Source organism: Micromonospora yasonensis, assembly GCF_026013475.1.
In the GTDB taxonomy this organism is placed as follows: Bacteria; Actinomycetota; Actinomycetes; order Mycobacteriales; family Micromonosporaceae; genus Micromonospora; species Micromonospora yasonensis.
Map to the genome: position 1 here is coordinate 1 of NZ_JAPDPH010000124.1, position 21289 is coordinate 21289.

A 21289-nucleotide genomic window follows, 5' to 3' on the forward strand; every position below is an offset into this window, starting at 1 on the left:
CCGTCCGAGGTAGAGGTGGTGGGTCCGGTAGCCGGCGAGCCGTAGCCGCGGCTCCAGGTCGCGGGCCGCGCCGGTGGCGAAGAGCGCGGCCGTGCTCACCGCCCAGCTGATCCCGAGCAGCAGCGCGCGGACGGACTGCCCGACGTAGGCGTCCCGCCGGATCAGGTAGAAGGCCAGCGGCATGAGGAGCAGCAGCAGGAGTACGCCCCGGCGGCGCACCAGCTCCCGCAACGTCATCTCGGCCACGGTCAGCAGCGGGTTCACGGACGGCCTCCCGGTACGGCGGGGGTCAGGTCGAGGACCAGGTCGACCCGGTCGAGCTGGTTGAGCAGGTGGGTCACCACGACGATGGCCCGGCCCTCGTCCCGCAGCCGCAGCAACTGGTCCCAGAAGTTGACGTAGGTGCCCCGGTCGAAGCCCTGGTATGGCTCGTCGAGCAGCAGCACGTCGGGCTCGCTCAGGGTGGACAGGGTCAGGTTGAGCTTCTGCCGGGTGCCGCCGGAGAGTCGCCGGGCGGGCACCGGCTCGTCCGGCTCCCAGCCGAGCTGTCGGGCCGCCGCCCGGCCGGCCCGGCGGGCGGTGGCCCGGGCCAGGCCACGGCCGGCTCCGACCAGCACGAAGTGCTCGTCCGGCAGCAGGAAGTCGACGGTGCCGCCCTGCTGGGGGCAGTAGCCCAATCGGCCGGCGACGGTCACCTGCCCGCCGTCGGGGGATTCCAGGCCGGCGCAGACCCGCAGGAAGGTGCTCTTGCCGCAACCGTTGGCCCCGACGACCGCGGCGATCTGCCCGGCCCGTACGGTCAGCCCGGCGTCGCGCAGCACGGTGCGCCGGCCGTACCGCTTGGTGATGCCCTCGGCGTGCAGTCGGACCGGGCCGGGGCGGGGTGCCGGCCGGGTGCCGACGCTGTCGGCGATGACGGCGGCGTACCGGTCCGGCGCGCCGAACACGACCCACGGGTCGCCGCCGCCGTCCCGCAGGTGGGTGGCGGCCTCGGCCACCACGTGCCGGACGTCGTCGGTCGCCACCCGGCGGCGGTGCAGCTCGGCCGCGAACGCGTGCAGCCACTGGTCGGCGTTCACCCGTCGACTCCTCCCGTCACGATCGCGGTCACCGGCGCCACGAACGTCATCCAGTCCTGCCCGCCCCGGCTCAGGGCGGTCCGTCCGCGGTCGGTGATCCGGTAGTACTTGCGGGCCGGTCCGCCGGTCCCCTCGCGCCACTGCGCGGTGATCAGGCCGGCGCGTTGCAGCCGCAGCAGCACCGGGTAGAGGGTGCCGCCCTGGATCGGGCCGATGCCGGCCGCATCGAGCGACTGGGCCAGTTCGTAGCCGTACGACTCGCGGCCGCGCAACAGCCCGAGGACGCAGAGGTCGAGCACGCCGCGCAACCACTGACCCCGCCGCTCGATCTCCACGGCGGAAGAGTAGCGACGCCAGCTAGATGGCACAACTACCTAGCTGGGCGCGGGCCGCCCGCGCACAGACGGGCGGCCCGGGGTCAGGCCGCGGTGACGTCCGAGACGACGACCGTGACGTTGTCCGGCGCGCCGGCCTGGTGGGCGAGCTTCACCAACTGCTCGCCGCACTGCTGCCGGTCGGCGTACGTGGCCAGCGCCGAGGCGATCGCGACGTCCTCCACGTAGTCGGAGAGGCCGTCGCTGCAGAGCAGCAGCCGGTCGCCGGCGAACAGGGTGAGCACGCCGATGGCCGGGGGTGCGTCCGAGCCCTGCACGGCCCGGGTGACCAGGGAGCGCTGCGGGTGGTGGCGGGCCTGGTCGGGGGAGAGCGCGCCCTGGTCGACCAGCGCCTGCACGAAGGTGTCGTCCCGGGTGAGCTGGGTCAGCTCGTGCTCCCGCAGCAGGTAGCAGCGCGAGTCGCCGACCTGGGCGAGGACCAGGGTGTCCCCGGCGAGCAGGCCGGCGGTCAGCGTCGTACCCATGCCCTCGCGGGCCGGGTCCACGGTGATGGCGGCGCGGATCCGCTGGTTCGCGGTGCTCACCACGGCGCGCAGCGCTTCGGCGGCCTCGTCGGGGACGGTCGGCGGGGTCAGCTCGTCCAGGATCCGGATGACGATCTCGCTCGCCACCTCGCCGGCGGGGAGGCCGCCCATGCCGTCGGCCACCGCCACGAGGCGGTCACCGGCGAGGGCGGAGTCCTCGTTGTTGGTCCGGACGAGGCCGACGTCGTTGATGATGGCCGAGCGGAGGATCAGCGTCATGGGGTCAAGCTTGCCAAGAAGAACCCGTTCCCGTCTCTACACACCGGGTATGCCCGAGGAAGATCAGCGTGTCTCCGTGGCGCGTCAGTCCATTGTGGTCAGTCGCGCGGGTAGCGGAGCAGCAGGCTCGCCCGGACCTGCTCGTCGCCGACCGCCGCGTAGCTGTGCGGCACGTCGGAGGTCCAGCGCAGGTACTCGCCGGGGCCGGCGGTCAGCGGGGCGTCCAGCGGCCCGGCGCGCAGCACGCCGGAGAAGACCGTGACGTGCTCGGTGACCCCGGCCTGGTGCGCGGGGGAGAGCTGCGGCGGACCGGGGCTGACCCGCATCCGGTAGAGCTCGTAGGTCGCGTCGGTGTCGGTGAACACCTCCAGCAGGGTGGCGTCCACCGCGGCGCCCCGGACGGTCGGCGTCCCGGCCGGACCGGAGAGCACGGCGGTGAGCGGTACGCCGAGCTGCGCGGTGACCGCGTACAGGGTCTCCAGGGTCGGGTTGCGGGTGCCGTTCTCCAGGCCGGAGAGGGTGGCCTTCCCGACACCGGCCAGCCGGGCCAGCGTGGAGAGGGACAGCCCCCGCTCCTCGCGGAGGGTACGGATCCGCCGGCCGACCTCTTCCGCGCCGTGGTCACCGGCTGGTGGGGCTGCTGCCATGGGGGCTATGGTGCTACACCGAGCCGTTCCGTAAACGGAACAGCGGACGGAGGTGTGGCATGGCCGGACGACTCCAACCCGTGCTGGCCGGTGTGGTCACCGCCCTGGTCGGCTTCGCCAGCTCGTTCACCGTCGTCCTCGCCGGGCTGCGCGCGGTCGGCGCGGACCAGGCGCAGGCGGCCTCCGGCCTGCTCGCGCTCTGCGTCGCCACCGGCTGCTGCGCCGTCTGGCTCGGGCTGCGCCACCGGATGCCCCTCGCCATCGCCTGGTCCACCCCCGGCGCCGCGCTGCTCGTGGCCACCGGCCCGGTGCCCGGCGGCTGGCCGGCGGCCGTCGGCGCGTTCCTGCTCACCGGGGTGCTGATCGCCGCCGCCGGACTGATTCCGGCGCTCGGCCGGGCGGTCGCCGCGATCCCCGGCCCGATCGCCAGCGCCATGCTCGCCGGAGTGCTGCTGCCGCTCTGCACCGCGCCCGTCCGGGCCCTGGTCGAGGTGCCCCGGCTGGCCGGGCCGGTGGTGCTCGCCTGGCTGCTGCTGCACCGCTTCGCGCGTCGCTGGGCGGTGCCCGGCGCGCTGGCCGTGGCGGCCGGGGCCATCGCGCTCACCGCGTCCGCGCCGGTCCGGGCGCACCTCGCGCCGACCGTCGCGCTGACCGCCCCGACCTGGACCGTGCCCGCCGTGGTCGGGCTGGCACTGCCGCTCTTCCTGGTCACCATGGCCGCGCAGAACGTGCCGGGGACCGTCGTGCTCGCTGGCTACGGTTACCGGGCCCCGCTCGGCTCCGCGCTGCGGGTGACCGGGCTCGCCACCGCGCTCGGCGCACCGGCCGGGGGGCATGCGGTGAACCTGGCCGCGATCACCGCCGCGCTGGCCGCCGGCCCGGACGCCCACCCCGACCCGGACCGCCGCTGGATCGCCTCGGTCACCGCCGGGATCGGCATGGCGCTGCTCGGCCTCGGCGCCGGCGTGGCCACCGCCCTGGTGCTGCTCTCCCCGCCGATCCTGGTCGAGGCGGTGGCCGGGCTCGCGCTGCTCGGCGCGCTGGCCGGGGCGGTCTCGGCGGCGGTCGCCGAGCCCGACGCCCGGGAGGCCGCCGTGGTCACCTTCGTGGTCACCGCCTCCGGGGTGAGCCTGCTCGGCGTCGGCGGGGCGTTCTGGGGGCTGGTCGCCGGCTGGCTGATACTCCTGCTCTTCCGCCGCCGCCAAGCCGTTCCCGCGGCCCCGTCCCGGCCCGACGGGGCCGAGCGTGAGCTGGCGGAATCCCGCCAGTGACCGAGTCGATCGCCCTGGTCAGACGGTCGTCACTCCTCCTCGGGCAGCTGCGCGGCGGGGACGTCGAGGCGTACCCCCGCGTCGGTGACGGCGGCGATCCGGTCGGCCAGCACGTAGACCGCGCCGGTGCGGGCCCGCTCGGTGGCGACCTTCAGGTAGCCGCTGTGCCGCAGCCGGGCGGCCAGGTCGGCGGGAACGTCCGGCTCCTCGACCGCCGTCGACTCGATCAGCTCGTCCAGGCTGCTGCCCGGGTCGACCCCGTCCGGCGCCTGCACGGTCACGGCCGTCGGGTCGCCGCGCTGGACGAGATCCACGGTGCCGACCTCGGCACCGGTGGAGTCGACCACCCGCATGCCGGTGGTGACCCGGGAGATGGTCCCCTGCTGCTGCGTACCGCGCTGGCTCATGCAGGCGCGGTTCCCGGGCCGCCGCCGCGCTAAACGGGCGGGGCCCAGCCGCCCGGCGGCCGGGGGGAGAGCTCGCGCCAGGTGTCCGGCCCGTCCAGCAGCGCCCGGACCGTCTCCTCGGCCTCGTCCGCGCTGCCGTACTCGTAGAACCGGGAAACCCCCTCGGCGCCGCCGGCGCGCTGCTCGACGTGCCAGCGGTCGCCGTCCACCCGGAGGAAGACGTCCCGCCGGGCCAGCCGCCCCCATTTCCCGTTCCACCAGTGCCTGCGCTGCTCCATGGCCGGACTCTATCGAACATGTGTTCGACGCGAGACGGCCCCCACGGGAATCCCGTGGAGGCCGTCGTGCCGGGTCGCTCAGCGGGCGGCGGGCGGCTCCGGCCGGCGGCCGAGCACGTCGTCCAGCGCACCCCGTTGGGCCGGCGTGGCCTGGTGGCCGGCGAGCAGCGCGTCCCGGATCTCGGTGAGCAGCTTGATCTCCTCGCTGGGGGCCTTCGGCGGCGGCTCCTCGCCGCGCCGGCGGCGCTCGGCGAGCTTGTTCATCGGGAAGACGACCAGGAAATAGAGCACCGCCGCGGTGAGCAGGAAGGTCACCAGCGCGTTGAGGAACTGGCCCCACTCGATGTAGTTCTTCTCGCCCAGCTTGATGTGCGCGCCCGGTCCGGCCGGGGAGGCGCCCACCATCTTGATCAACGGCTGAAGGAACGAGTTCGTGAAGGCCGTGACCACGCCGGTGAACGCGGCACCGATGACGACACCGACCGCCAGGTCGACGACGTTTCCGCGCATGATGAAGTCTTTGAAGCCCTTGAGCATCCGCACTCCCGTGCTGTCCGGTATCTCCGTCCGGGACAACCTATGCCCCGGATGGGGCCTCCAGAAAAGCACCGGCCTCGATCGCCGCCCACGCCGGGTCGCCGGCCCGGATCGCCTCGACCAGCCGGCCGTGGTCGACGTACCGCTCGGGTTCCAGCGCGTCGCCCATCGCCTGGGCGACGGTGCTGCGCAGCGCGGCGCCGACCGACGCGTACAGCTCGGCGAGCATGGCGTTGTGCGCGGCGGCCACCACCGCGGTGTGCAGCGCGGCGTCCGCCTCGACGAAGTCGTCCACCCGGCCGGAGCGCCAGGCGGCCTCCCGGGCGGCGAGCGCGCCGTCGAGCGCCGCCAGGTCCGCAGGGGTACGCCGCAGCGCGGCGAGCCTGGCCGCCTCCACCTCGAACGCGCGCCGCACCTCGATCACCTCGGCCATCCGGTCGTCGGTGAGCCGGCGGGCCACCACCGGGGCCAGCTCGTCGGTGGAGACCACGTACGTCCCGGAGCCCTGCCGGCACTCCAGCACCCCGGCGTGCACCAGGGCGCGGACCGCCTCGCGGACCGTGTTCCGCCCCACGCCGAGCGCGGCGACGAGCTGCGGCTCGGTGGGGATCCGGCCGCCCACCGGCCACTCGCCGCCGAGGATCCGGGCCCGGAGCTGCTCGATGGTCTGGCGCACCCGGTGACCGCGCGGCGGCACGATGACGGAATCGACGGGGGGTGTCACCGGTTACAACTCCTGCCGAAATTCATCCCATGATTGTAGGTTCGAGGTCATGACACCGCCACCCACGGCCACCGAGGCCCCCATCGCCGCGCCGACCACCGACGTGACGCCCGGCCCGGCACTGGCCGCCGCACCCGCGCGTACGGTCAGCCCGGTGCGGGGCGGCGCCCTGGTGCTGGTCGGCATGCTGCTGGTCGCGCTCAACCTGCGCGCCGCGGTGACCAGCCTCGGCGCACTGCTCGACGAGGTACGTGGCGGTCTGGGGCTCTCCGGCACGATGGCCGGCTTCGTCACCACCCTGCCCACCATCGCCTTCGCCGGACTCGGCGCGCTCACCCCGTGGCTGGTCCGCCGCTGGCCGGCCGCCCGGGTGCTGGTGCTGGCCATGCTCGCCCTCACCGTCGGCCAGGTGCTCCGGGTGGTCACCGACTCGGCGGCGGTCTTCGTGCTCACCAGCGCGCTCGCCCTGGCCGGCATCGCGGTGGCCAACATCCTGCTGCCGATGCTGGTCAAGCAGTACTTCTCGCACCGCACCGGGTTGGTCACCGGGGCGTACACGATGACGCTGACCGCGGGCACGACGGTGGCCGCCGCCTCGGCGGTGCCGGTGGCGCACGCCTTCGGCTCCTGGCGGGCCGGCCTCGGCGTCTGGGCCGGGCTCGCCGCGGTGGCCGTACTCCCGTGGGTGCCGCTGGCGCTGCGGGCCGGCAGGGCCCGGCGGGCGGCGATCCTGGCGGCTGCTGCCCCGGCCCGGGTACGCCCCGGCCGGACCCGGCTCGGCTGGGCCATGGCGATCTACTTCGGGGCACAGTCGCTCAGCGGGTACGCGATCATGGGCTGGCTCGCCCAGCTCTTCCGGGACGCCGGCTACTCCGCCGAGACCGCCGGTCTGCTGCTCGCCGGGGTGACCGCGCTCGGCGTGCCGGTGGCGCTGGTCATGCCGACCCTGGCCGGCCGGTTGCGCACGCTGCGGCCGCTGGTGCTCGCGCTGACCGTCTTCTCCGCGGCCTCGTACCTCGGCCTGGCGGTCGCGCCGCACGGCCCGGCGCCGCTCTGGGTGCTGCTGCTGGCCCTCGGCCAGGGCGCGTTCCCGCTGATCCTGACCACGATCGGGCTCCGCGCCCGAACCTCCGAGGGCACGGTCGCGCTCTCCGCCTTCGCGCAGAGCACCGGGTACGTCATCGCCGCCCTCGGCCCGCTGCTGGTCGGCATCCTCTACGAGGTGACCGGAGGCTGGACCGCGCCGATCGGCTTCCTGCTGGTGGCCCTCGCCGTGCAGACCACGGCGGGCATGGTGATCGCCCGTCCCCGCTACATCGAGGACGAGTGCTGAGCGGAAACGATCAGGAGGAGGCCGGGGTGGGGTCGCCCGCGACGGCCTGCTCCACGGTCGGGTAGGTGTGCAGTACCTCGACCAGACCGCTGACCTCGAGGATGCGCAGCACGCCGCGCTGCGGGGCGGCCAGCCGGACCACGCCGCCGGCCTCGTCGCAGCTGTTCTTGGCCCGGACGAACACCGACAGCCCGGTGGAGTCGCAGAACGACACGTCCGCCAGATCGAAGACGAGCCGGTTGCGGCCCTTGTCCAGCAGATCAGTGATCTGGTCCTGCAGTTGCGGTGCCGTCGCCATGTCCAGCTCGCCCGCGACCGACACGACAACCACGTCGCCGCGCTGTTCCGTGTGCACCGTCAGGGACATTCGCCGACCTCCTGTGTTCGGTGGAACGGTATCCCACGAAGCGGGTAGTACGCAGAACGGGAGCCGACACGGGTGGCCACGATCATTTCTTTGCCACGTGGCAAGTAAGGCGATGACCTCCGGTGATAGAGTCCGCCCCGGTCCCGGGTTAAGGGAGGTCACCATGGCGTTGAGCGCCGAATCGAGCGGTCGGCTCGCCCGGCTGCTGGCCGCGCACGCCGACCGGCTGACCGGGCGCTGGACGGAGATCGTCGCGGCTTCCCTGCGCGGGCGGCTCAGCACGGCGGAGCTGACCCGCCAGGTGGGCGAGCTGCACCGTAGCATGATCGACGCGTTGGGGAGCGGGCTGACCGACCTGGCCGACGAGCACGGCGGCGAACTGCGGGCGGTGCTGGCCGAGCTGTCCCGGAACCGGGCCCGGCAGGGCTTCAGCGCCACCGAGACCGCGATCAGCGTCTTCGCCCTCAAGGACGCGCTGCTCGAACTGATGGAGGAGAACCGGGAAACGGAGACCCTCCGCGACTTCCTGGCCTTCTCCTCGCTGCTCGACCAGATGGGTCTCTTCACCTTCGAGAGCTTCGTCCCTCGACTCGGCCCGGGCCCAGGTGGTGATGGAGCGGCTGCTCCAGACCTTGGTCGACACCGGCTCCCCGTACGCGATCATCGACATCACCGGCGTGCCGGCGGTGGACACCCAGGTCGCGCAGCACATCCTCAAGACCGTGGTGGCCGTCCGGCTGATGGGTGCCGACTGCATCATCTCCGGCATCCGGCCGCAGATCGCCCAGACCATCGTCGCCCTCGGCATCGAGTTCGGCGACATCGCCACCAAGGCGAGCCTCGCCGACGCGCTGCGCCACGTGCTGCGGCTGACCGGCGTCGAGACCACCTCCCGCCGCCCACGTCGGGAGGCCTGATGGACCGGGTGCCGATCCTCAAGATCGGTGACATCCTGCTGGTCTCCATCCAGGTCGACATGTCCGACCAGACGGCGGTCCAGCTCCAGGAGAATCTGGCCGAGCGGATCGTCGCCACCGGCAGCCACGGCGTGATCATCGACATCACGGCGCTGGACATCGTCGATTCCTTCGTCGGCCGGATGCTCTCCACCATCGCGTCCATCTCCAAGGTGCTGGACGCCGAGACGGTGGTGGTCGGGATGCGGCCCGCCGTGGCCATCACCCTGGTCGAGCTGGGCCTGTCCCTCAACGGCATCCGTACCGCGCTGAACGTGGAACGCGGCATGGAGTTGATCGCGGCGGCCCGGGCCGACGAGTGGTACGAGGTCGACGGCGACGAGGACGCCGAGACGACGGCCAGGTCATGACCGCTGGTGTCGACCTGGGTGTGACGGCGGTCCAGGCGATCCGTAGCGACGAGGACGTGGTCCGGGTGCGGCAGCTGGTGCGTACCACCGCGGTCGCGGCCAAGCTCTCCCTGGTCGACCAGACCAAGCTGGTCACCGCCGCCAGCGAGCTGGCCCGCAACACGCTGATCTACGGCGGCGGGGGCACCGCCGAGGTGGCCGCGGTCGACGACGGCCGCCGGCGCGGGATCCGCATCGTCTTCGCCGACGAGGGCCCGGGCATCCCCGACCTCGACCTGGCCCTCACCGACGGCTACACCACCGGCGGCGGCCTCGGCCTCGGGCTGAGCGGCGCCCGCCGGCTGGTCGACGACTTCGACATCCGGACCGCCGTGGGCGAGGGCACCCGGGTCACCGTCACCAAGTGGTCCCGATGAGCGCGGACGTGGTCGCCGACCACGGTCTGTGGTTCCGCATGGAGAGCGGGGGCGGGGCCAGCGGCGTACGCCGGGCGGCCGAGCGCCTCGGCCAGCAGCTCGAACTCGGCGCCCAGCGGGTCGCCGACCTGGCCATCGTCACCGCCGAGCTGACCAGCAACCTGGTCAAGCACGCCCACGAGGGGTCGCTGCTGCTCCGGCCGGTACGCCGCGCCGGGCGGGCCGGGGTGGAGCTGGTGGCGATCGACGCCGGCCCCGGGATGGCCGACCTCGCGCTGTCCTCAGTGGACGGGCACTCCACCACGGGCACCCTGGGCATCGGCCTCGGTGCGATCGTCCGGCAGGCGAGCTGGTTCGACGGGTACTCGCTGCCGGGGCGGGGCACGGTGCTGGCCGTCCAGGTCTGGGACGGGCCGCCGGCCGAGCCGGACTGGGCCGGCGGGCTGACCCGGCCGATCACCGGCGAGCAGGTCAGCGGCGACGCGTACGCGGTCCGGGTGGCCGACGGCCGGCACCAGGTGCTGGTCTGCGACGGCCTCGGCCACGGGCCGTTGGCGGCGGCCGCCGGCGGAGCCGCGGTCGCGGCGTTCCGGACCGCCCCGGCCGGGCCGCCAGGGAGTGTGGTGCAGCACCTGCACCACAACATCTCGCACACCCGGGGCGCCGCGGTGGCCGTGGCCGAACTGGATTCCGCCGCCGGCTTGCTCCGGTACGCGGGGCTCGGCAACATCGCAGCCATGATCGTCGGGTCGGGCGAGCGGCGACGGGGCCTGGTCTCGCTGCCCGGGATCGCCGGCCACCAGCATCCCGTGGTACGCGAATACGACTACCCGTTCCCGCCCGGCGCGACGCTGGTCATGCACAGCGACGGCGTGGTCGACCGCTGGAGCCTCGACGACTATCCCGGCCTCGCCGAGCGCACCCCCCTGGTGGCCGCGGCGACCCTGCTCCGGGACGCCGGGGTCCGGCGCGACGACGCCTGCGTCCTGGTCGCCAGGACGGGGTCATGACCGGGCCGTACCCGCCGGAGCCGCTGCTCCAGCTCGCGCTGCGAGTGGAGCAGGACATCTTCCTGGTCCGGCAGCGCGGGCGGGAGGTCGCCGCCGCCGTCGGGCTGGAGCACCAGGACCAGGTACGCGTCGCGACGGCGCTCAGCGAGGTGGCCCGGGACCTGCTGCAATCCGTCGGCGGTGCCGACGTCACCTTCGTGCTCGACGTCGATCCGCGGTCCGATCGGCCCGTGCTCCGGGTGGACCTGACCCCGGCACGGCCGCTGCCCGGCGGCCGGTACGAGCCGCAGTCCGGTGCCGTGGCGCGCCTGGTTGACATGCTGGGCGTCGTGCCGGACGGGGACGATACGGTCGTGAGGATGTCCCGACGTGTCCCGCCGAACGCGCAGGCGCTGACCCCGGAGCGCCTCGCCGAGCTTCGTGCCGAGCTGGCCAGCAGCGCCCCGGGCACCGTCCTGGACGAGCTGGCCGCGCAGAACGCCCAGCTCATCTCCGCCCTCGACGAGGTACGCAGCCAGCGCGACGAGCTGGAGGTGCTCAACTCCGAACTCCAGGAGACCAACCGGGGCGTGATGGCCCTCTACAACCAGCTCACCGAGGAGCTGGAGGAGACCAACCGGGGCGTGGTGGCGCTCTACGCCGAGCTGGACGAGAAGTCGGCGCAGCTGCGGGCGGCCAGCGAGTCGAAGAGCCGGTTCCTGGCCAACGTCAGCCACGAGCTGCGCGCCCCGGTCACCGCGATCATCGGGCTGGGCCGGCTGCTTGCCGACTCGGCCTCCGATCCGCTCACCGCCGAGCAGGCCCGGCAGGTGGGGCTGATCCGGTCCTCCGCGTCCGACCTGCTCGGCCTGGTCAACGAGCTGCTCGACCTGGCCAAGGCGGAGTCGGGCCGGATCGAGGTGAACTGGACCGAGGTCGACCTGCGCGGGCTCTTCGGGCAGCTGCGGGGCACCCTGCGCGCGCTGGCCGTGCGGCCCGGCGTGGAGCTGGTGGTGGAGGAGCCACCGGCCCCGGCGACGGTCCGCTCCGACGAGGTCCTGCTCGCCCAGGTGCTGCGCAACCTGCTGCACAACGGCCTGAAGTTCACCGAGCGGGGCGAGGTCCGGCTGCGGGCGGAACGCCGGGACGGCGTCTGGTCGCTGTCGGTCTCCGACACCGGCGTCGGCATCCCGTCCGAGCTGCACGAACGGATCTTCGAGGAGTTCTATCAGGTGCCCGGGGTCACCCGGGTCGGGGGCACCGGCCTCGGCCTGCCGTACGCGCGGCGGCTGGTGGCGCTGCTCGGCGGGACGTTGGAGCTGTCCAGCGAACCGGGCCGGGGCAGCACCTTCACCGTCCGTCTCCCCCTCGGCGGAGACTGACCGTGGAGGGCGGCGCGACGACCGTGCTTGTGGTCGACGACAGTCGTACCAAGCGGTACCTGCTGGTGAGCTGGCTGAGTCGGGCGGGCTTCACGACCGTCGAGGCGGAGAACGGCGCGGAGGCGCTGGCCCTGGTGAAGGCCGACCACGTCGACCTGGTGGTGCTCGACGTCCGACTGCCGGACATGAGCGGCTTCGAGGTCTGCGAGCGGATCAAGGTTGAGCACCCCGCGGTCCCGGTCATCCACGTCTCGGCGCACGCGGTCGACGTGGGGGACCGGGCGCAGGGGCTGGCCCGGGGCGCGGACGCGTACCTGGCCGAGCCGATCGAACCGGAGGAGCTGGTCGCCACCGCGCAGGCGGTGCTCCGCTACTACCAGGCCCGGCGGCGGGCGGAGCTGCTCGCCGAGCGGCTGACCGTGCTGGCCGACGCCACGGTGCAGATGCACGCCGCGTCGAACTTCGTCCGGCTGCTGGAGGCGGCGGCGGCCGGCGCCGCGCGGATCTTCCGGAGCCCGGCGGCGGTGGTGGCGGAGACCTTCGAGGGGGACTGCCTGGCCGGGGTCGCCACCGGACCGGACGCGCCGCCGGCGGTGGTGCCGTGGGCGGTGGACGACACCGGGGTGCCGATCGGCTCCACGGTGCGGGTTGACGAACCGGGCAACTGGGGCCTGGTCGGATGGCCGGCCGGTGACACGGTCACCGTGGCCGCCGCCCGGTTGCGCGAGGACCGCGCTGCGCTCTACGTGGTGGTGCCGACCGCCACCCAGACCGTCCGTACGCCGGTGCTGGTGCAGCTCGCCCAGGCGATCGCCTCGGCGGTGGAGGCGCAGCGCTCCTTCGACGAGGAGCACCGGATCGCGATCACCCTCCAGCGCAGCCTGCTGCCCCGCTGGCTGCCCAGGGTCACCGGCCTCGACCTGGCCGTCCGGTACGAGCCGGCGAGCGCCCGGACCGAGGTCGGCGGCGACTTCTACGAGCTGGTGATGCTCGACGGCCATCTGCTCGTCGCGGTCGGCGACGTCGCCGGCCATTCACTGCACGCCGCGACCGTGATGGCCGAGCTACGGCACGCCGTGCGGGCGTACGCGGTGGAAGGGCACCAGCCCGGGGCGATCCTGGACCGGGTCAACGAGCTGATGCGCACCCTGCTCCCCAACGAGCAGGCCACCGTGTGCCTGCTGTTGCTGCACCCCGGCAGCGGACTGGTCCGGCTGGCCAGCGCGGGGCACCTGCCGGCCCTGGTCAGCCGCGACGGGCGGGTGGAGTTCGTGCAGCACTCGGCCCCGCTGCTCGGGGTGCGTGCCCCCCGCCCGCCGGACCTGGAGTTCGTGCTGCCGGCCGGCGCCACCCTGGTCCTCTACACCGACGGGCTGATCGAGCGCCGGGACACCACCATCGACGACGGGCTGGCCGCGTTGAGCCGGGTCGCCGCCCGGGTGGACGACGACCTGGACCTGTTCTGCCAGCGACTGCTGGTCGAGCTGGCACCGCCCGAGATCCACGACGACGTCGCGGTGGTCGCCGTCCGCCGCCGCTGAGCAAGGCGGCAGCGGCACGGTGCAGGTACGTCTGTTCCCCGATGCCGGCCAGGAGGCGGCGTTGCGGGACACGCTGCACCTGTGCAACGAGGCCGCGAACGTGGTCTCGGTCGAGGCGTATCGGGCGCGGGTGTTCGGCAAGCAGGCGTTGCAGCGGCTGACCTACGGTTGGTTGAAGGCGATGGGGTTGTCGGCGCAGCCGGCGATCCATGTCGCCCGTAAGGTCGCTGGCGCGTACGCCACCCTGAAGGCCACCATCCGCGCCGGCAGCCTCGGCGAGCCCGGGTCGAAACGCCGCCGCAAGGCCGAGACGAAGCCGATCAGGTTCCGGCGCGACGCCGCGCAACCGTTCGACGACCGGTGCCTGTCCTGGCAGCTCGCCGACCGCACGGTGTCGATCTGGACCGTCGCAGGTCGGTTGAACCGAGTACGGTTCGGGTGCTCGGAACAGCAGTACGCGACCCTGGCGGCGCACCGGCGGGGTGAGTCGGACCTGGTGCACCGCGACGGCAAGTGGTTCCTGTACGCCACCTGCGACATCCCGGACGTCGAGGTGAAACAGCCTGACGGGTTCCTCGGCGTTGACCTGGGCATCGCGAACATCGCCACCACCAACGACGGCACCCGGCACTCCGGCAAGGGTTTGAACCGGGTCCGGCATCGTAGCCAGCGGTTGCGGGCCAAACTTCAGCGCATCGGCACCAAATCGGCCAAGCGGCTGTTGAAGGCCCGCCGGCGTAAGGAAGCCCGCTTCGCGGCCGACACCAACCATTGCATCGCTAAGCAGATCGTGACCGAGGCCGAACGCACCGGCCGTGGTATCGCCCTGGAGAACCTCAGGGGCATCCGCGACCGGGTACGGCTCCGACGGCCCCAGCGGGTCACGCTGCACTCGTGGGCGTTCCACCAACTCGGCCGGTTCGTCGCCTACAAAGCGACCCGGTCCGGGGTGGCGCTCGTTCACGTGGATCCGGCGTACACCTCGCAGGGCTGCTCCGCCTGCGGGCACATCGCTAAGGCCAACCGCCCCAACCAGTCCACCTTCCGATGCACGTCGTGCGGCTTCGCTGAGCACGCCGACGTCAACGCAGCCCGCAACATCGCCACCCGCGGCGTTGCGGACTGGGCAGCCGTCAGCCTGCCGAACGCGGCGTGACCGATGCAGCCAGCATCGAGCACGATCTGCAAGCTCGACCCCTCCAGGGCCGAGAAGCTGACGACCACCCTCATACGCTGGCCCTATGACCACGAAGACTAGTGAGCTGCTGGCCGTCGCCGCGCCGAGGACGGTGGCGGTGGTCGGCGCGATCTCCGACGACCAACTCGACCTACCCACGCCGTGTCCCGACTACTCGGTGCGCGACCTGCTCAACCACGTCTACGCGGTGGTGGTCAACTTCCAGGCGCTGGCCCGCCGGCAGGAGGTGGACTGGTCGGGCAAGACGGACCACCTCACCGAGGGCTGGCGGGACCGCTTCGCCGCAGAGACCGCGCGCCTGATCGAGGCCTGGTCCGACCCGGCGGCGCTGGAGGGCGTCTCACCGGGGATGGGGCTGCCGCAGGAGACGGTCGGCGAGATGGCCCTGATCGACCTCACCGTGCACGGCTGGGACCTGGCCCGGGCCACCGGCCAGCGGCTGGAGGTGGACCCGGCGGTGCTCGACGCGGGGCACGGCTTCATGGACAAGATGGGCGAGACCGGCCAGCAGATGGGCGCCTTCGGCACGCCCGTCCCCACCACGCCGGACGCCACCCCGCTGGACCACCTGCTCGGCCGGACCGGCCGCGATCCCGGCTGGACTCCCTGAACCCTGCCGGCCCGCGCGGCGCTGCGCCGCGCGGGCCACTCTTGACACCACTATTCGCTAAGTGAATAGTGGACCGGGTGTCCACTTCGCACGTGCTGCTGGGGCTGCTCGCGGCCGGCCCCCGGCACGGGTACGAGCTGAAGCGTGCCCACGACGAGCGGCTGCCGCGGGCCCGGCCGCTCGCCTTCGGGCAGGTCTATGCCACCCTCGCCCGGCTGCAGCGGGACGGCCTGGTGGTCCCGGCCGGCCAGGAGCGCGAGGGCGGCCCCGACCGCACGACGTACGCGCTCACCGAGGAGGGGCGGACCGCGCTGGACCGGTGGCTCGCCGCCGTCGAGCCGCCCATGCCGTACGTGGCGAGCACCCTCTTCGCCAAGGTCGTGGTCGCGTTGCTGGTCGCCGACCCCGAGCGGACCCGTGGCTACCTGATCGCCCAGCGCCGGGCGCACACCGCACGGCTGCGTGAGCTGACCGCGGTGAAGACCGCCCCGTCGGCCGGCCTGAACGACGTGATCGCCGCCGACTTCGCCATCGCCCATCTCGACGCCGACCTCCGGTGGCTGCACACCACCCTGGACCGGGTCGCCGACTGGCACCGGGAGGTGCATCCGTGACGTATCTGGAGGCGCGCGGCGTGGTCCGGGCGTACGGCCCGACCCCCGCCCTGCGCGGCGTGACGCTCGACGTGGCGGAGGGGGAGATCCTCGCCGTCACCGGGCCCAGCGGCTGCGGCAAGTCCACGCTGCTGCACTGCCTGGCCGGCATCCTGCGGCCCGACGCCGGGCAGGTCACCTGGCGGGGCGAGCGGATCGACGAGTGGTCGGAGGCGGCCCGGTCCCGCCTGCGGCGTACCGAGTTCGGGGTGCTCTTCCAGTTCGGTCAGCTGGTCGCCGAGCTGACCGCGGCGGAGAACGTCGCCCTTCCGCTGCTTCTCGCCGGCACGGGGCGGCGAGCGGCGCGGGCGGCGGCGCTCGCCTGGCTGGAACGGCTGGGCGTGGCCGAGGTGGCCGACGTCCTGCCGGGCGAGATGTCCGGCGGGCAGCAGCAGCGCTGTGCCACCGCCCGGGCCCTGGTCACCGAGCCCCGGGTGCTCTTCGCCGACGAGCCCACCGGCGCGCTGGACACCGTCACCGGTGAGCAGGTGCTCACCCAACTGGTCCGGCTCGCCCGGGAGCAGCGCACCACCGTCGTGCTGGTCACCCACGAGCCGCGGGTCGCCGGGTACGCCGACCGCGAGGTGACCATGCGGGACGGGCTGGTCGACCACTCGGGCCTCGGCCTCGACGCACCGGTGTCCGGCGGTCACTGGTGAGGCCGGGCACGCTGCTCCGGCTGGCCCTGGCCGGCACGCGGACGGACGGCGCCCGGGTTGCGCTGACCGCGCTGAGCGCCGCCCTCGCCACCCTCGCCGGGCTGGCCGCGTTGACCGTGCTGGCGGTCGTCAAACCACCGGGCGACGCGCGTACCGAGTCCGTGCAGTACACCAGCGCCCTGCTGCGCGAACCGGGCCTGCGACCCGGCGTCGCGTTCGCGCTGCTGATGCTCATGGTCCCGGTCCTCGGGCTGGCCGGGCAGTGCGCCCGGCTGGGCGCCCCGGCCCGGGACCGTCGACTGGCCGCGCTGCGGCTGGCCGGGGCGACACCGGGCCAGGTCACCTGGATCGCCGCCGCGGAGAGCGGGCTGGCCAGCCTGCTCGGCACCGGCGGCGCGTTCGTTCTCTACCTGGCCGGTCGCCGGATGCTGCACCGGCCCGGCCCCGACGGCCGTCTGCCGCTGCCGACCGACGTCCATCCGGCTCCGGCGGTGATCGTGGCGGTGGTGGTCGGGCTGCCACTGGTGGCCGCCCTGGCCAGCGCCCTGCTGTTGCGCCGGGTGACCACCACCCCGTTCGGCGTGGTCCGCCGGGTCCGTACCCGGGTGCCCTGGCCGTGGCCGGGTCTGCTGATCCTCGCCGGGCTGGCCATGTTCGCCGCCTTCCAGCCGGTGGGGCTCTGGTACGAGCGCCGGCACGCCGAGCCGCCGCCCTGGCTGCTGCCGACGTTGCTGATCGGCGGCAGCCTGGCCGCCATGGTGGGCGTGGTCGCCGGCACCGGCTGGATCTCGTACACCCTGGGCCGGGTCCTGCACCGATACGCCCGGCGCCCCGCCGTGCTGCTCGCCGCGCGCCGGCTGACCGCCGACCCCTGGGCCGGCAGCCGCACCTTCGCCGCACTGCTGGCGGCGCTCATCTTCGGCGCGGGGACGGCCGGCTTCCGTGCCGGGTTCCTCGCCGAGGCCGAGGTGCACGCGCGGACCGGGACCGGGTTCGGTGCCCCGGCAGAGTTCTACCTGGGGGCGATGAGGCTGGTGGACCTGGCCGTGGCGGTGGCCGTGGCGATCGCGGCCGGTGGGCTCCTGGTGGCCGTGGTGGACGGGATCACCGCGCGGCGGCGGGCGTACGCGGCACTGGTGGCGACCGGGGTGCCGCGCGGCACCATCGGCCGTTCCGTGCTCTGGCAGTCGCTCACGCCGGCGGTGCCCGCGATCACCCTCGCGCTGACCGTCGGCTATCTGCTCGTCCGGAGCGTCTACCGGGCACCGAGCGCCGGGGGCTACTCGGCGGAGGTCTGCCATGCGGCGGAGCGGCTCTGCGGCGACCCGCTGACCCGGGCGCAGTACACCCGGATCGAGTGGGTGCCGAAGGTGACCGTGACGCCGGACGTACCGTGGGAGCACCTCGCCTGGTTCGCGGCCGGCGGCCTGGCCGCGGTGCTGCTGACGGTCGGCGTCGGAGTGCTCTTCCTGCGGGCGAGCACGACGCTGGAGGAGCTACGGACGACCTGATGTGACGCCGTCGCCGGCGTGGACGCTGTTCCGGCCGGGAGGTCCCGTGGCCTCCCGAGCCGGACGGCACCGTCCGGCGCGGAGCGGAACAGCGGGAGACCACCAGCATGCAGAACCACCCCGGCGGCGCGGCGCCGGTGTTCGTCGACCGGACCGGCCGCCGTCGCCGGCTCGCCGTGATCGCCGGTACGGCGATGGGCCTCGGCCTGCTCACCAGCCTCGGCCTGATCCTGGCCGGGCTCTTCTTCGACTCCTCGGTGCCGATCCCCGGCTGGTCGGAGACGAAGGTCCGGCCGCCGATCGAGGCCGGGGTCGACGCCCCCAGCCGGGCCCCCGGGGGGACCAGCCCGAGCCCACGGCCCGCGTCGCCGACCAGCACCAGCACGCCCCTGCCGTCGTCCGCGCCGACCGCCACCCGTCCGACGACCCGGGCCACCGCGCCCCCGGCGCAGTCGTCCACCGGTGTACCGGGCCAGGGCGACGAGCACCGCAGCTCCGCGAAGCCGAGCAGGACCACGGGCAAGCCCTGACATGGCGAGACACGTCGCGCGCCCCGATCCCCGGGCGCACTGGATCCTGCTGCTGCTCGGCCTGTTCGGGCTGCTCGGGGCGCTGAGCTTCCACGGCCTGGCCACCAACGTCGGCGGCGGCTCCGGCCCGTCCGGGGCGGCCGCCGCACCCGCGCCCCGGCAGGTCTCGGCCGGCGGTCCGGTGTTGCGGCTGGACGGCCCGACGCCCGTCGCCCGGCAGCTGCCGCCCCGTATCGTGGCGCTGACCTTCGACGACGGGCCGGACCCGCGCTGGACCCCGCAGATCCTCGACGTCCTTCGCCGGTATCACGCGCACGCCACGTTCTTCGTGGTCGGCGCCCGGGTGAACGAGCATCCCGAACTGGTCCGGCGGATCCTCGCCGAGGGGCACGAGATCGGCTCGCACACCTTCACCCACGCGGACCTGGGCTCGGTGCCGGCCTGGCGGGCCGCGGCCGAGCTCTCCTGGACCAGGAACGCGATCGCCGGGGTGACCGGCCGCGAGGTGACCCTGCTCCGGCTGCCCTTCTCGTCGGTCACCTCCTCGCTGACCGAGCCGCAGTATCAGGCACTGCGCGCCGCCGCCGGCAGCGGCCACGTGGGGGTGCTTGCCGACCGCGACGCCAAGGACTGGGAGCGGCCCGGCGTACCGGCCATCGTCCGGGCGGCCACCCCGCAGGGCGGGGCCGGCGCCGTGGTGCTCATGCACGACGGCGGCGGGGACCGCAGCGAGACCGTGGCCGCGCTGGAGCAGCTGCTGCCCCGGCTGAGCCGGGCGGGATACCGGTTCACCACGGTGTCAGAGGGGATCGGCGCACCGGCGTCGATGCTGGCGGCCGGCGGCGGCACCCGGCTGAGCGGGACCGCGCTGCGCTGGGCGCAGACCGGGGCCAGCTGGCTGAGCTCGGCGATGAACCTGCTGCTCGGCGTCGCCCTGGTGCTCGGCGTGGCGCGGCTCGTGGTGCAGGTGTGCTGCGCCCAGCTGCACGTCCGCCGGGTCCGCCGGCCACCACGCGGCCGGCCCGAGGTCACCGCGCCGGTCTCGGTGATCGTGCCGGCGTACAACGAGGCCGCGAACATCGCCGCGACCGTGCGGTCGCTGGTCGCCAGCGCGTACCCGACGCTGGAGGTGATCGTGGTCGACGACGGGTCCAGCGACGGCACCGCCGACATCGTCGAGCGGATGGGGCTGCGCGGGGTACGCGTCATCCGGCAGGCCAACGCCGGCAAGCCGGCCGCGTTGAACACCGGCATCCGGGCCGCCCGCGCCGGCCTGCTGGTGCTGGTCGACGGGGACACCGTGTTCCAGCCGGACACCGTCCACCGGCTGGTCCAGAGCTTCGCCGACCCGACCGTCGGCGCGATCAGCGGCAACACGAAGGTGGCCAACCGGCGCGGGCTGCTGGGCCGCTGGCAGCACCTGGAGTATGTGATCGGCTTCAACCTCGACCGCCGGATGTACGACGTGCTGGAGTGCATGCCGACCATCCCCGGCGCGATCGGCGCGTTCCGCCGCGAGGTGCTGCTCGCTGTCGGGGGCGTACCGGCCGACACGCTCGCCGAGGACACCGACCTGACCATGAAGGTGCTCCGGGCCGGCTGGCGGGTGGTGTACGAGGAGGGCGCCATCGCCTGGACGGAGGCACCGTCGTCGCTGCGCCAGCTCTGGCGGCAGCGGTACCGCTGGTGCTACGGCACCATGCAGGCGATGTGGAAGCACCGGCACGCATTGGGTGAGCCGGGGGCGGGCGGGAAGCTGGGCCGGCGTGGTCTGCCGTACCTGGCCGTGTTCCAGATCGTGCTGCCGCTGGCCGCCCCGGCCGTCGACATCTTCGCCCTCTACGGGTTGCTCTTCCTGCCGTGGTCGTCGCTCGTGCTGGCCTGGGCGGGGTTGCTCCTGCTCCAGGGCTTCACCGCCGCCTACGCGCTGCGGCTGGACCGGGAACGGTACGGGCCGCTGTGGACGCTGCCGTTCCAGCAGCTGGTCTACCGGCAGGTGATGTATCTGGTGGTGGTGCAGTCGGTGGTCACCGCACTGATCGGCAACCGGCTGCGCTGGCAGCGGATGGCGCGTACCGGCGAGGCCGCCGCCCTGGTCGGGGGCCCCGTCGCCCGCTGAGCGCCGGACCCGGGGTCAACGCCCACCGAAGAGGCCGGCGGACCAGGCGACGGTCAGGCCGATGACGGCCGAGCAGCAGCAGACCAGCAGGGCGGCGGCGACCACCGCGAGGATCACCCAGGTCGGCCCACGCCGGGCCGCCCCCGGTTCCGCTTCCGCCCCGGGTCCGTCCGCGTCCGTCGTCGCCTGGTCGTCCTCGCTCATCCGGCGGAGTCTAGGACCGTCCGCGGCAAGATCGCGCTCAATCGCGGATGCGGTGGCTTCCCGAGGCTTGGTGTGGAACTGTTTCCGGGATCGAGCGGGATCACGGAGCGTGCCGGCCCGCGATCATGGGGCAGCGGGCCCGGCCGGGGCGGGGCAGGATGGGGCGATGGAGCTGATCTCGATCGCCGACGTCCAGGTCGCCGCCGACGACATCGCCGGGACGGTGGTCCGTACCCCGCTGCTGCCGACGCTCTGGGACGACGAGCTGTGGCTCAAGCCGGAGTGCCTGCAGCCGGTGGGGTCGTTCAAGCTGCGCGGGGCGACCCACGCGGTGGCCCGGCTCGACCCGGCCACCCGGGCGCGGGGCGT

Annotated in this window: 24 protein-coding genes and 3 pseudogenes; 16 read left to right on the top strand and 11 right to left on the bottom strand. The window is 73.8% G+C overall.

The features are described 5' to 3' along the window. The 5 genes and pseudogenes from ONA70_RS22685 to ONA70_RS22705 all read right to left on the bottom strand — a co-directional run. Positions 1-264: pseudogene (locus tag ONA70_RS22685) on the bottom strand (hypothetical protein); the annotation flags it as partial. Continuing rightward, positions 261-1079, bottom strand: a complete 819-nt coding sequence (locus ONA70_RS22690) for an ATP-binding cassette domain-containing protein (RefSeq protein ID WP_265008489.1) — start codon at positions 1077-1079, stop codon at positions 261-263. The gene ONA70_RS22690 and the pseudogene ONA70_RS22685, both read right to left, overlap by 4 nt. Next, positions 1076-1414, bottom strand: coding sequence for a PadR family transcriptional regulator (locus ONA70_RS22695; RefSeq protein WP_265008490.1), 339 nt, complete (start codon positions 1412-1414; stop codon positions 1076-1078). The genes ONA70_RS22690 and ONA70_RS22695 overlap by 4 nt, the downstream gene beginning before the upstream one ends. Positions 1415-1497: 83 nt before the next feature. Then, entirely contained in the window at positions 1498-2217 is a 720-nt protein-coding gene (locus ONA70_RS22700) for a PP2C family protein-serine/threonine phosphatase (protein WP_265008491.1), read from the bottom strand. Between the two features lie 98 nt (positions 2218-2315). Further along, positions 2316-2864, bottom strand: a complete 549-nt coding sequence (locus ONA70_RS22705; protein ID WP_265008492.1) for a helix-turn-helix domain-containing protein — start codon at positions 2862-2864, stop codon at positions 2316-2318. Positions 2865-2923: 59 nt separating this feature from the next. Between ONA70_RS22705 and ONA70_RS22710 the strand changes: the two genes are divergently transcribed. Further along, positions 2924-4135, top strand: a complete 1212-nt coding sequence (locus tag ONA70_RS22710) for a benzoate/H(+) symporter BenE family transporter (RefSeq protein ID WP_265008493.1) — start codon at positions 2924-2926, stop codon at positions 4133-4135. 29 nt (positions 4136-4164) lie between these two features. On the opposite strand, the gene ONA70_RS22715 is transcribed toward ONA70_RS22710, so the two are convergent. The 4 genes from ONA70_RS22715 to ONA70_RS22730 form a co-directional block, all read right to left on the bottom strand. Beyond that, positions 4165-4542 (bottom strand): hypothetical protein, encoded by a 378-nt coding sequence (locus ONA70_RS22715; protein ID WP_265008494.1) that lies wholly within the window; start codon positions 4540-4542, stop codon positions 4165-4167. 29 nt (positions 4543-4571) lie between these two features. Continuing rightward, positions 4572-4820 (bottom strand): hypothetical protein, encoded by a 249-nt coding sequence (locus tag ONA70_RS22720; protein WP_265008495.1) that lies wholly within the window; start codon positions 4818-4820, stop codon positions 4572-4574. A 78-nt stretch (positions 4821-4898) separates the two neighbouring features. Continuing rightward, positions 4899-5357 (bottom strand): large conductance mechanosensitive channel protein MscL, encoded by a 459-nt coding sequence (gene mscL / locus ONA70_RS22725; protein ID WP_265008496.1) that lies wholly within the window; start codon positions 5355-5357, stop codon positions 4899-4901. Between the two features lie 40 nt (positions 5358-5397). After that, positions 5398-6081 carry a FadR/GntR family transcriptional regulator gene (locus ONA70_RS22730; protein ID WP_265008497.1) on the bottom strand — a complete coding sequence of 228 codons (684 nt, stop codon included), beginning with the start codon at positions 6079-6081 and terminating at the stop codon, positions 5398-5400. A 49-nt stretch (positions 6082-6130) separates the two neighbouring features. On the opposite strand from ONA70_RS22730, the gene ONA70_RS22735 reads away from it, so the two are divergent. Then, positions 6131-7414: an MFS transporter gene (locus ONA70_RS22735; RefSeq protein ID WP_265008498.1), complete on the top strand. Its 1284-nt coding sequence runs from the start codon at positions 6131-6133 to the stop codon at positions 7412-7414. Between the two features lie 10 nt (positions 7415-7424). Here the strand turns inward: ONA70_RS22735 and ONA70_RS22740 are convergent, their stop codons facing one another. Further along, positions 7425-7781 (bottom strand): STAS domain-containing protein, encoded by a 357-nt coding sequence (locus tag ONA70_RS22740; RefSeq protein WP_109947682.1) that lies wholly within the window; start codon positions 7779-7781, stop codon positions 7425-7427. Positions 7782-7944: 163 nt separating this feature from the next. Between ONA70_RS22740 and ONA70_RS22745 the strand changes: the two are divergent. The 13 genes and pseudogenes from ONA70_RS22745 to ONA70_RS22805 all read left to right on the top strand — a co-directional run bounded on the left by ONA70_RS22745 (position 7945) and on the right by ONA70_RS22805 (position 20716). Continuing rightward, positions 7945-8698, top strand: a pseudogene (locus ONA70_RS22745) (STAS domain-containing protein). Beyond that, positions 8698-9108 (top strand): STAS domain-containing protein, encoded by a 411-nt coding sequence (locus ONA70_RS22750; protein WP_265008499.1) that lies wholly within the window; start codon positions 8698-8700, stop codon positions 9106-9108. Before ONA70_RS22745 ends, ONA70_RS22750 begins: the two are co-directional and overlap by 1 nt. Next, positions 9105-9524: an ATP-binding protein gene (locus ONA70_RS22755; RefSeq protein ID WP_265008500.1), complete on the top strand. Its 420-nt coding sequence runs from the start codon at positions 9105-9107 to the stop codon at positions 9522-9524. Before ONA70_RS22750 ends, ONA70_RS22755 begins: the two co-directional genes overlap by 4 nt. After that, positions 9521-10534 carry a SpoIIE family protein phosphatase gene (locus ONA70_RS22760; RefSeq protein ID WP_265008501.1) on the top strand — a complete coding sequence of 338 codons (1014 nt, stop codon included), beginning with the start codon at positions 9521-9523 and terminating at the stop codon, positions 10532-10534. The genes ONA70_RS22755 and ONA70_RS22760 overlap by 4 nt, the downstream gene beginning before the upstream one ends. Then, complete coding sequence (locus ONA70_RS22765; RefSeq protein ID WP_265008502.1) at positions 10531-11895, top strand: sensor histidine kinase; 1365 nt, start codon at positions 10531-10533, stop codon at positions 11893-11895. The genes ONA70_RS22760 and ONA70_RS22765 overlap by 4 nt, the downstream gene beginning before the upstream one ends. A 2-nt stretch (positions 11896-11897) precedes the next feature. Then, entirely contained in the window at positions 11898-13436 is a 1539-nt protein-coding gene (locus tag ONA70_RS22770; protein WP_265008503.1) for a SpoIIE family protein phosphatase, read from the top strand. A 19-nt stretch (positions 13437-13455) separates the two neighbouring features. Then, positions 13456-14592: an RNA-guided endonuclease InsQ/TnpB family protein gene (locus tag ONA70_RS22775; RefSeq protein WP_265008504.1), complete on the top strand. Its 1137-nt coding sequence runs from the start codon at positions 13456-13458 to the stop codon at positions 14590-14592. 85 nt (positions 14593-14677) lie between these two features. Continuing rightward, complete coding sequence (locus tag ONA70_RS22780) at positions 14678-15244, top strand: TIGR03086 family metal-binding protein (RefSeq protein WP_265008505.1); 567 nt, start codon at positions 14678-14680, stop codon at positions 15242-15244. A gap of 77 nt (positions 15245-15321) precedes the next feature. Continuing rightward, positions 15322-15858, top strand: coding sequence for a PadR family transcriptional regulator (locus ONA70_RS22785; protein WP_265008506.1), 537 nt, complete (start codon positions 15322-15324; stop codon positions 15856-15858). Continuing rightward, positions 15855-16556: an ABC transporter ATP-binding protein gene (locus ONA70_RS22790; RefSeq protein WP_265008507.1), complete on the top strand. Its 702-nt coding sequence runs from the start codon at positions 15855-15857 to the stop codon at positions 16554-16556. Before ONA70_RS22785 ends, ONA70_RS22790 begins: the two co-directional genes overlap by 4 nt. Beyond that, a complete protein-coding gene (locus ONA70_RS22795; protein WP_265008508.1) occupies positions 16553-18067 on the top strand; it encodes an FtsX-like permease family protein in 1515 nt (504 codons plus the stop codon). The genes ONA70_RS22790 and ONA70_RS22795 overlap by 4 nt, the downstream gene beginning before the upstream one ends. Before the next feature lie 107 nt (positions 18068-18174). After that, positions 18175-18597, top strand: a complete 423-nt coding sequence (locus ONA70_RS22800; RefSeq protein ID WP_265008509.1) for a hypothetical protein — start codon at positions 18175-18177, stop codon at positions 18595-18597. Position 18598: 1 nt separating this feature from the next. After that, positions 18599-20716: a bifunctional polysaccharide deacetylase/glycosyltransferase family 2 protein gene (locus ONA70_RS22805; RefSeq protein ID WP_265008510.1), complete on the top strand. Its 2118-nt coding sequence runs from the start codon at positions 18599-18601 to the stop codon at positions 20714-20716. Positions 20717-20731: 15 nt separating this feature from the next. On the opposite strand, the gene ONA70_RS22810 is transcribed toward ONA70_RS22805, so the two are convergent. Continuing rightward, the gene (locus ONA70_RS22810) at positions 20732-20920 is read right to left on the bottom strand and encodes a hypothetical protein (protein ID WP_265008511.1); all 189 of its coding nucleotides are present in this window, start codon (positions 20918-20920) and stop codon (positions 20732-20734) included. Between the two features lie 166 nt (positions 20921-21086). On the opposite strand from ONA70_RS22810, the pseudogene ONA70_RS22815 reads away from it, so the two are divergent. Beyond that, a pseudogene (locus ONA70_RS22815) lies at positions 21087-21289 on the top strand (pyridoxal-phosphate dependent enzyme); the annotation flags it as partial.

What these genes read in the sequence shown, in the direction of transcription:
- mscL (WP_265008496.1), bottom strand. Translation starts at nt 5,357, where the DNA reads ATGCTCAAGGGCTTCAAAGACTTCATCATGCGCGGAAACGTCGTCGAC.
- ONA70_RS22700 (WP_265008491.1), bottom strand. Translation starts at nt 2,217, where the DNA reads ATGACGCTGATCCTCCGCTCGGCCATCATCAACGACGTCGGCCTCGTC.
- ONA70_RS22720 (WP_265008495.1), bottom strand. Translation starts at nt 4,820, where the DNA reads ATGGAGCAGCGCAGGCACTGGTGGAACGGGAAATGGGGGCGGCTGGCC.
- ONA70_RS22810 (WP_265008511.1), bottom strand. Translation starts at nt 20,920, where the DNA reads ATGAGCGAGGACGACCAGGCGACGACGGACGCGGACGGACCCGGGGCG.
- ONA70_RS22755 (WP_265008500.1), top strand. Translation starts at nt 9,105, where the DNA reads ATGACCGCTGGTGTCGACCTGGGTGTGACGGCGGTCCAGGCGATCCGT.
- ONA70_RS22740 (WP_109947682.1), bottom strand. Translation starts at nt 7,781, where the DNA reads ATGTCCCTGACGGTGCACACGGAACAGCGCGGCGACGTGGTTGTCGTG.
- ONA70_RS22765 (WP_265008502.1), top strand. Translation starts at nt 10,531, where the DNA reads ATGACCGGGCCGTACCCGCCGGAGCCGCTGCTCCAGCTCGCGCTGCGA.
- ONA70_RS22715 (WP_265008494.1), bottom strand. Translation starts at nt 4,542, where the DNA reads ATGAGCCAGCGCGGTACGCAGCAGCAGGGGACCATCTCCCGGGTCACC.
- ONA70_RS22800 (WP_265008509.1), top strand. Translation starts at nt 18,175, where the DNA reads ATGCAGAACCACCCCGGCGGCGCGGCGCCGGTGTTCGTCGACCGGACC.
- ONA70_RS22805 (WP_265008510.1), top strand. Translation starts at nt 18,599, where the DNA reads ATGGCGAGACACGTCGCGCGCCCCGATCCCCGGGCGCACTGGATCCTG.
- ONA70_RS22735 (WP_265008498.1), top strand. Translation starts at nt 6,131, where the DNA reads ATGACACCGCCACCCACGGCCACCGAGGCCCCCATCGCCGCGCCGACC.
- ONA70_RS22760 (WP_265008501.1), top strand. Translation starts at nt 9,521, where the DNA reads ATGAGCGCGGACGTGGTCGCCGACCACGGTCTGTGGTTCCGCATGGAG.
- ONA70_RS22705 (WP_265008492.1), bottom strand. Translation starts at nt 2,864, where the DNA reads ATGGCAGCAGCCCCACCAGCCGGTGACCACGGCGCGGAAGAGGTCGGC.
- ONA70_RS22710 (WP_265008493.1), top strand. Translation starts at nt 2,924, where the DNA reads ATGGCCGGACGACTCCAACCCGTGCTGGCCGGTGTGGTCACCGCCCTG.
- ONA70_RS22750 (WP_265008499.1), top strand. Translation starts at nt 8,698, where the DNA reads ATGGACCGGGTGCCGATCCTCAAGATCGGTGACATCCTGCTGGTCTCC.
- ONA70_RS22780 (WP_265008505.1), top strand. Translation starts at nt 14,678, where the DNA reads ATGACCACGAAGACTAGTGAGCTGCTGGCCGTCGCCGCGCCGAGGACG.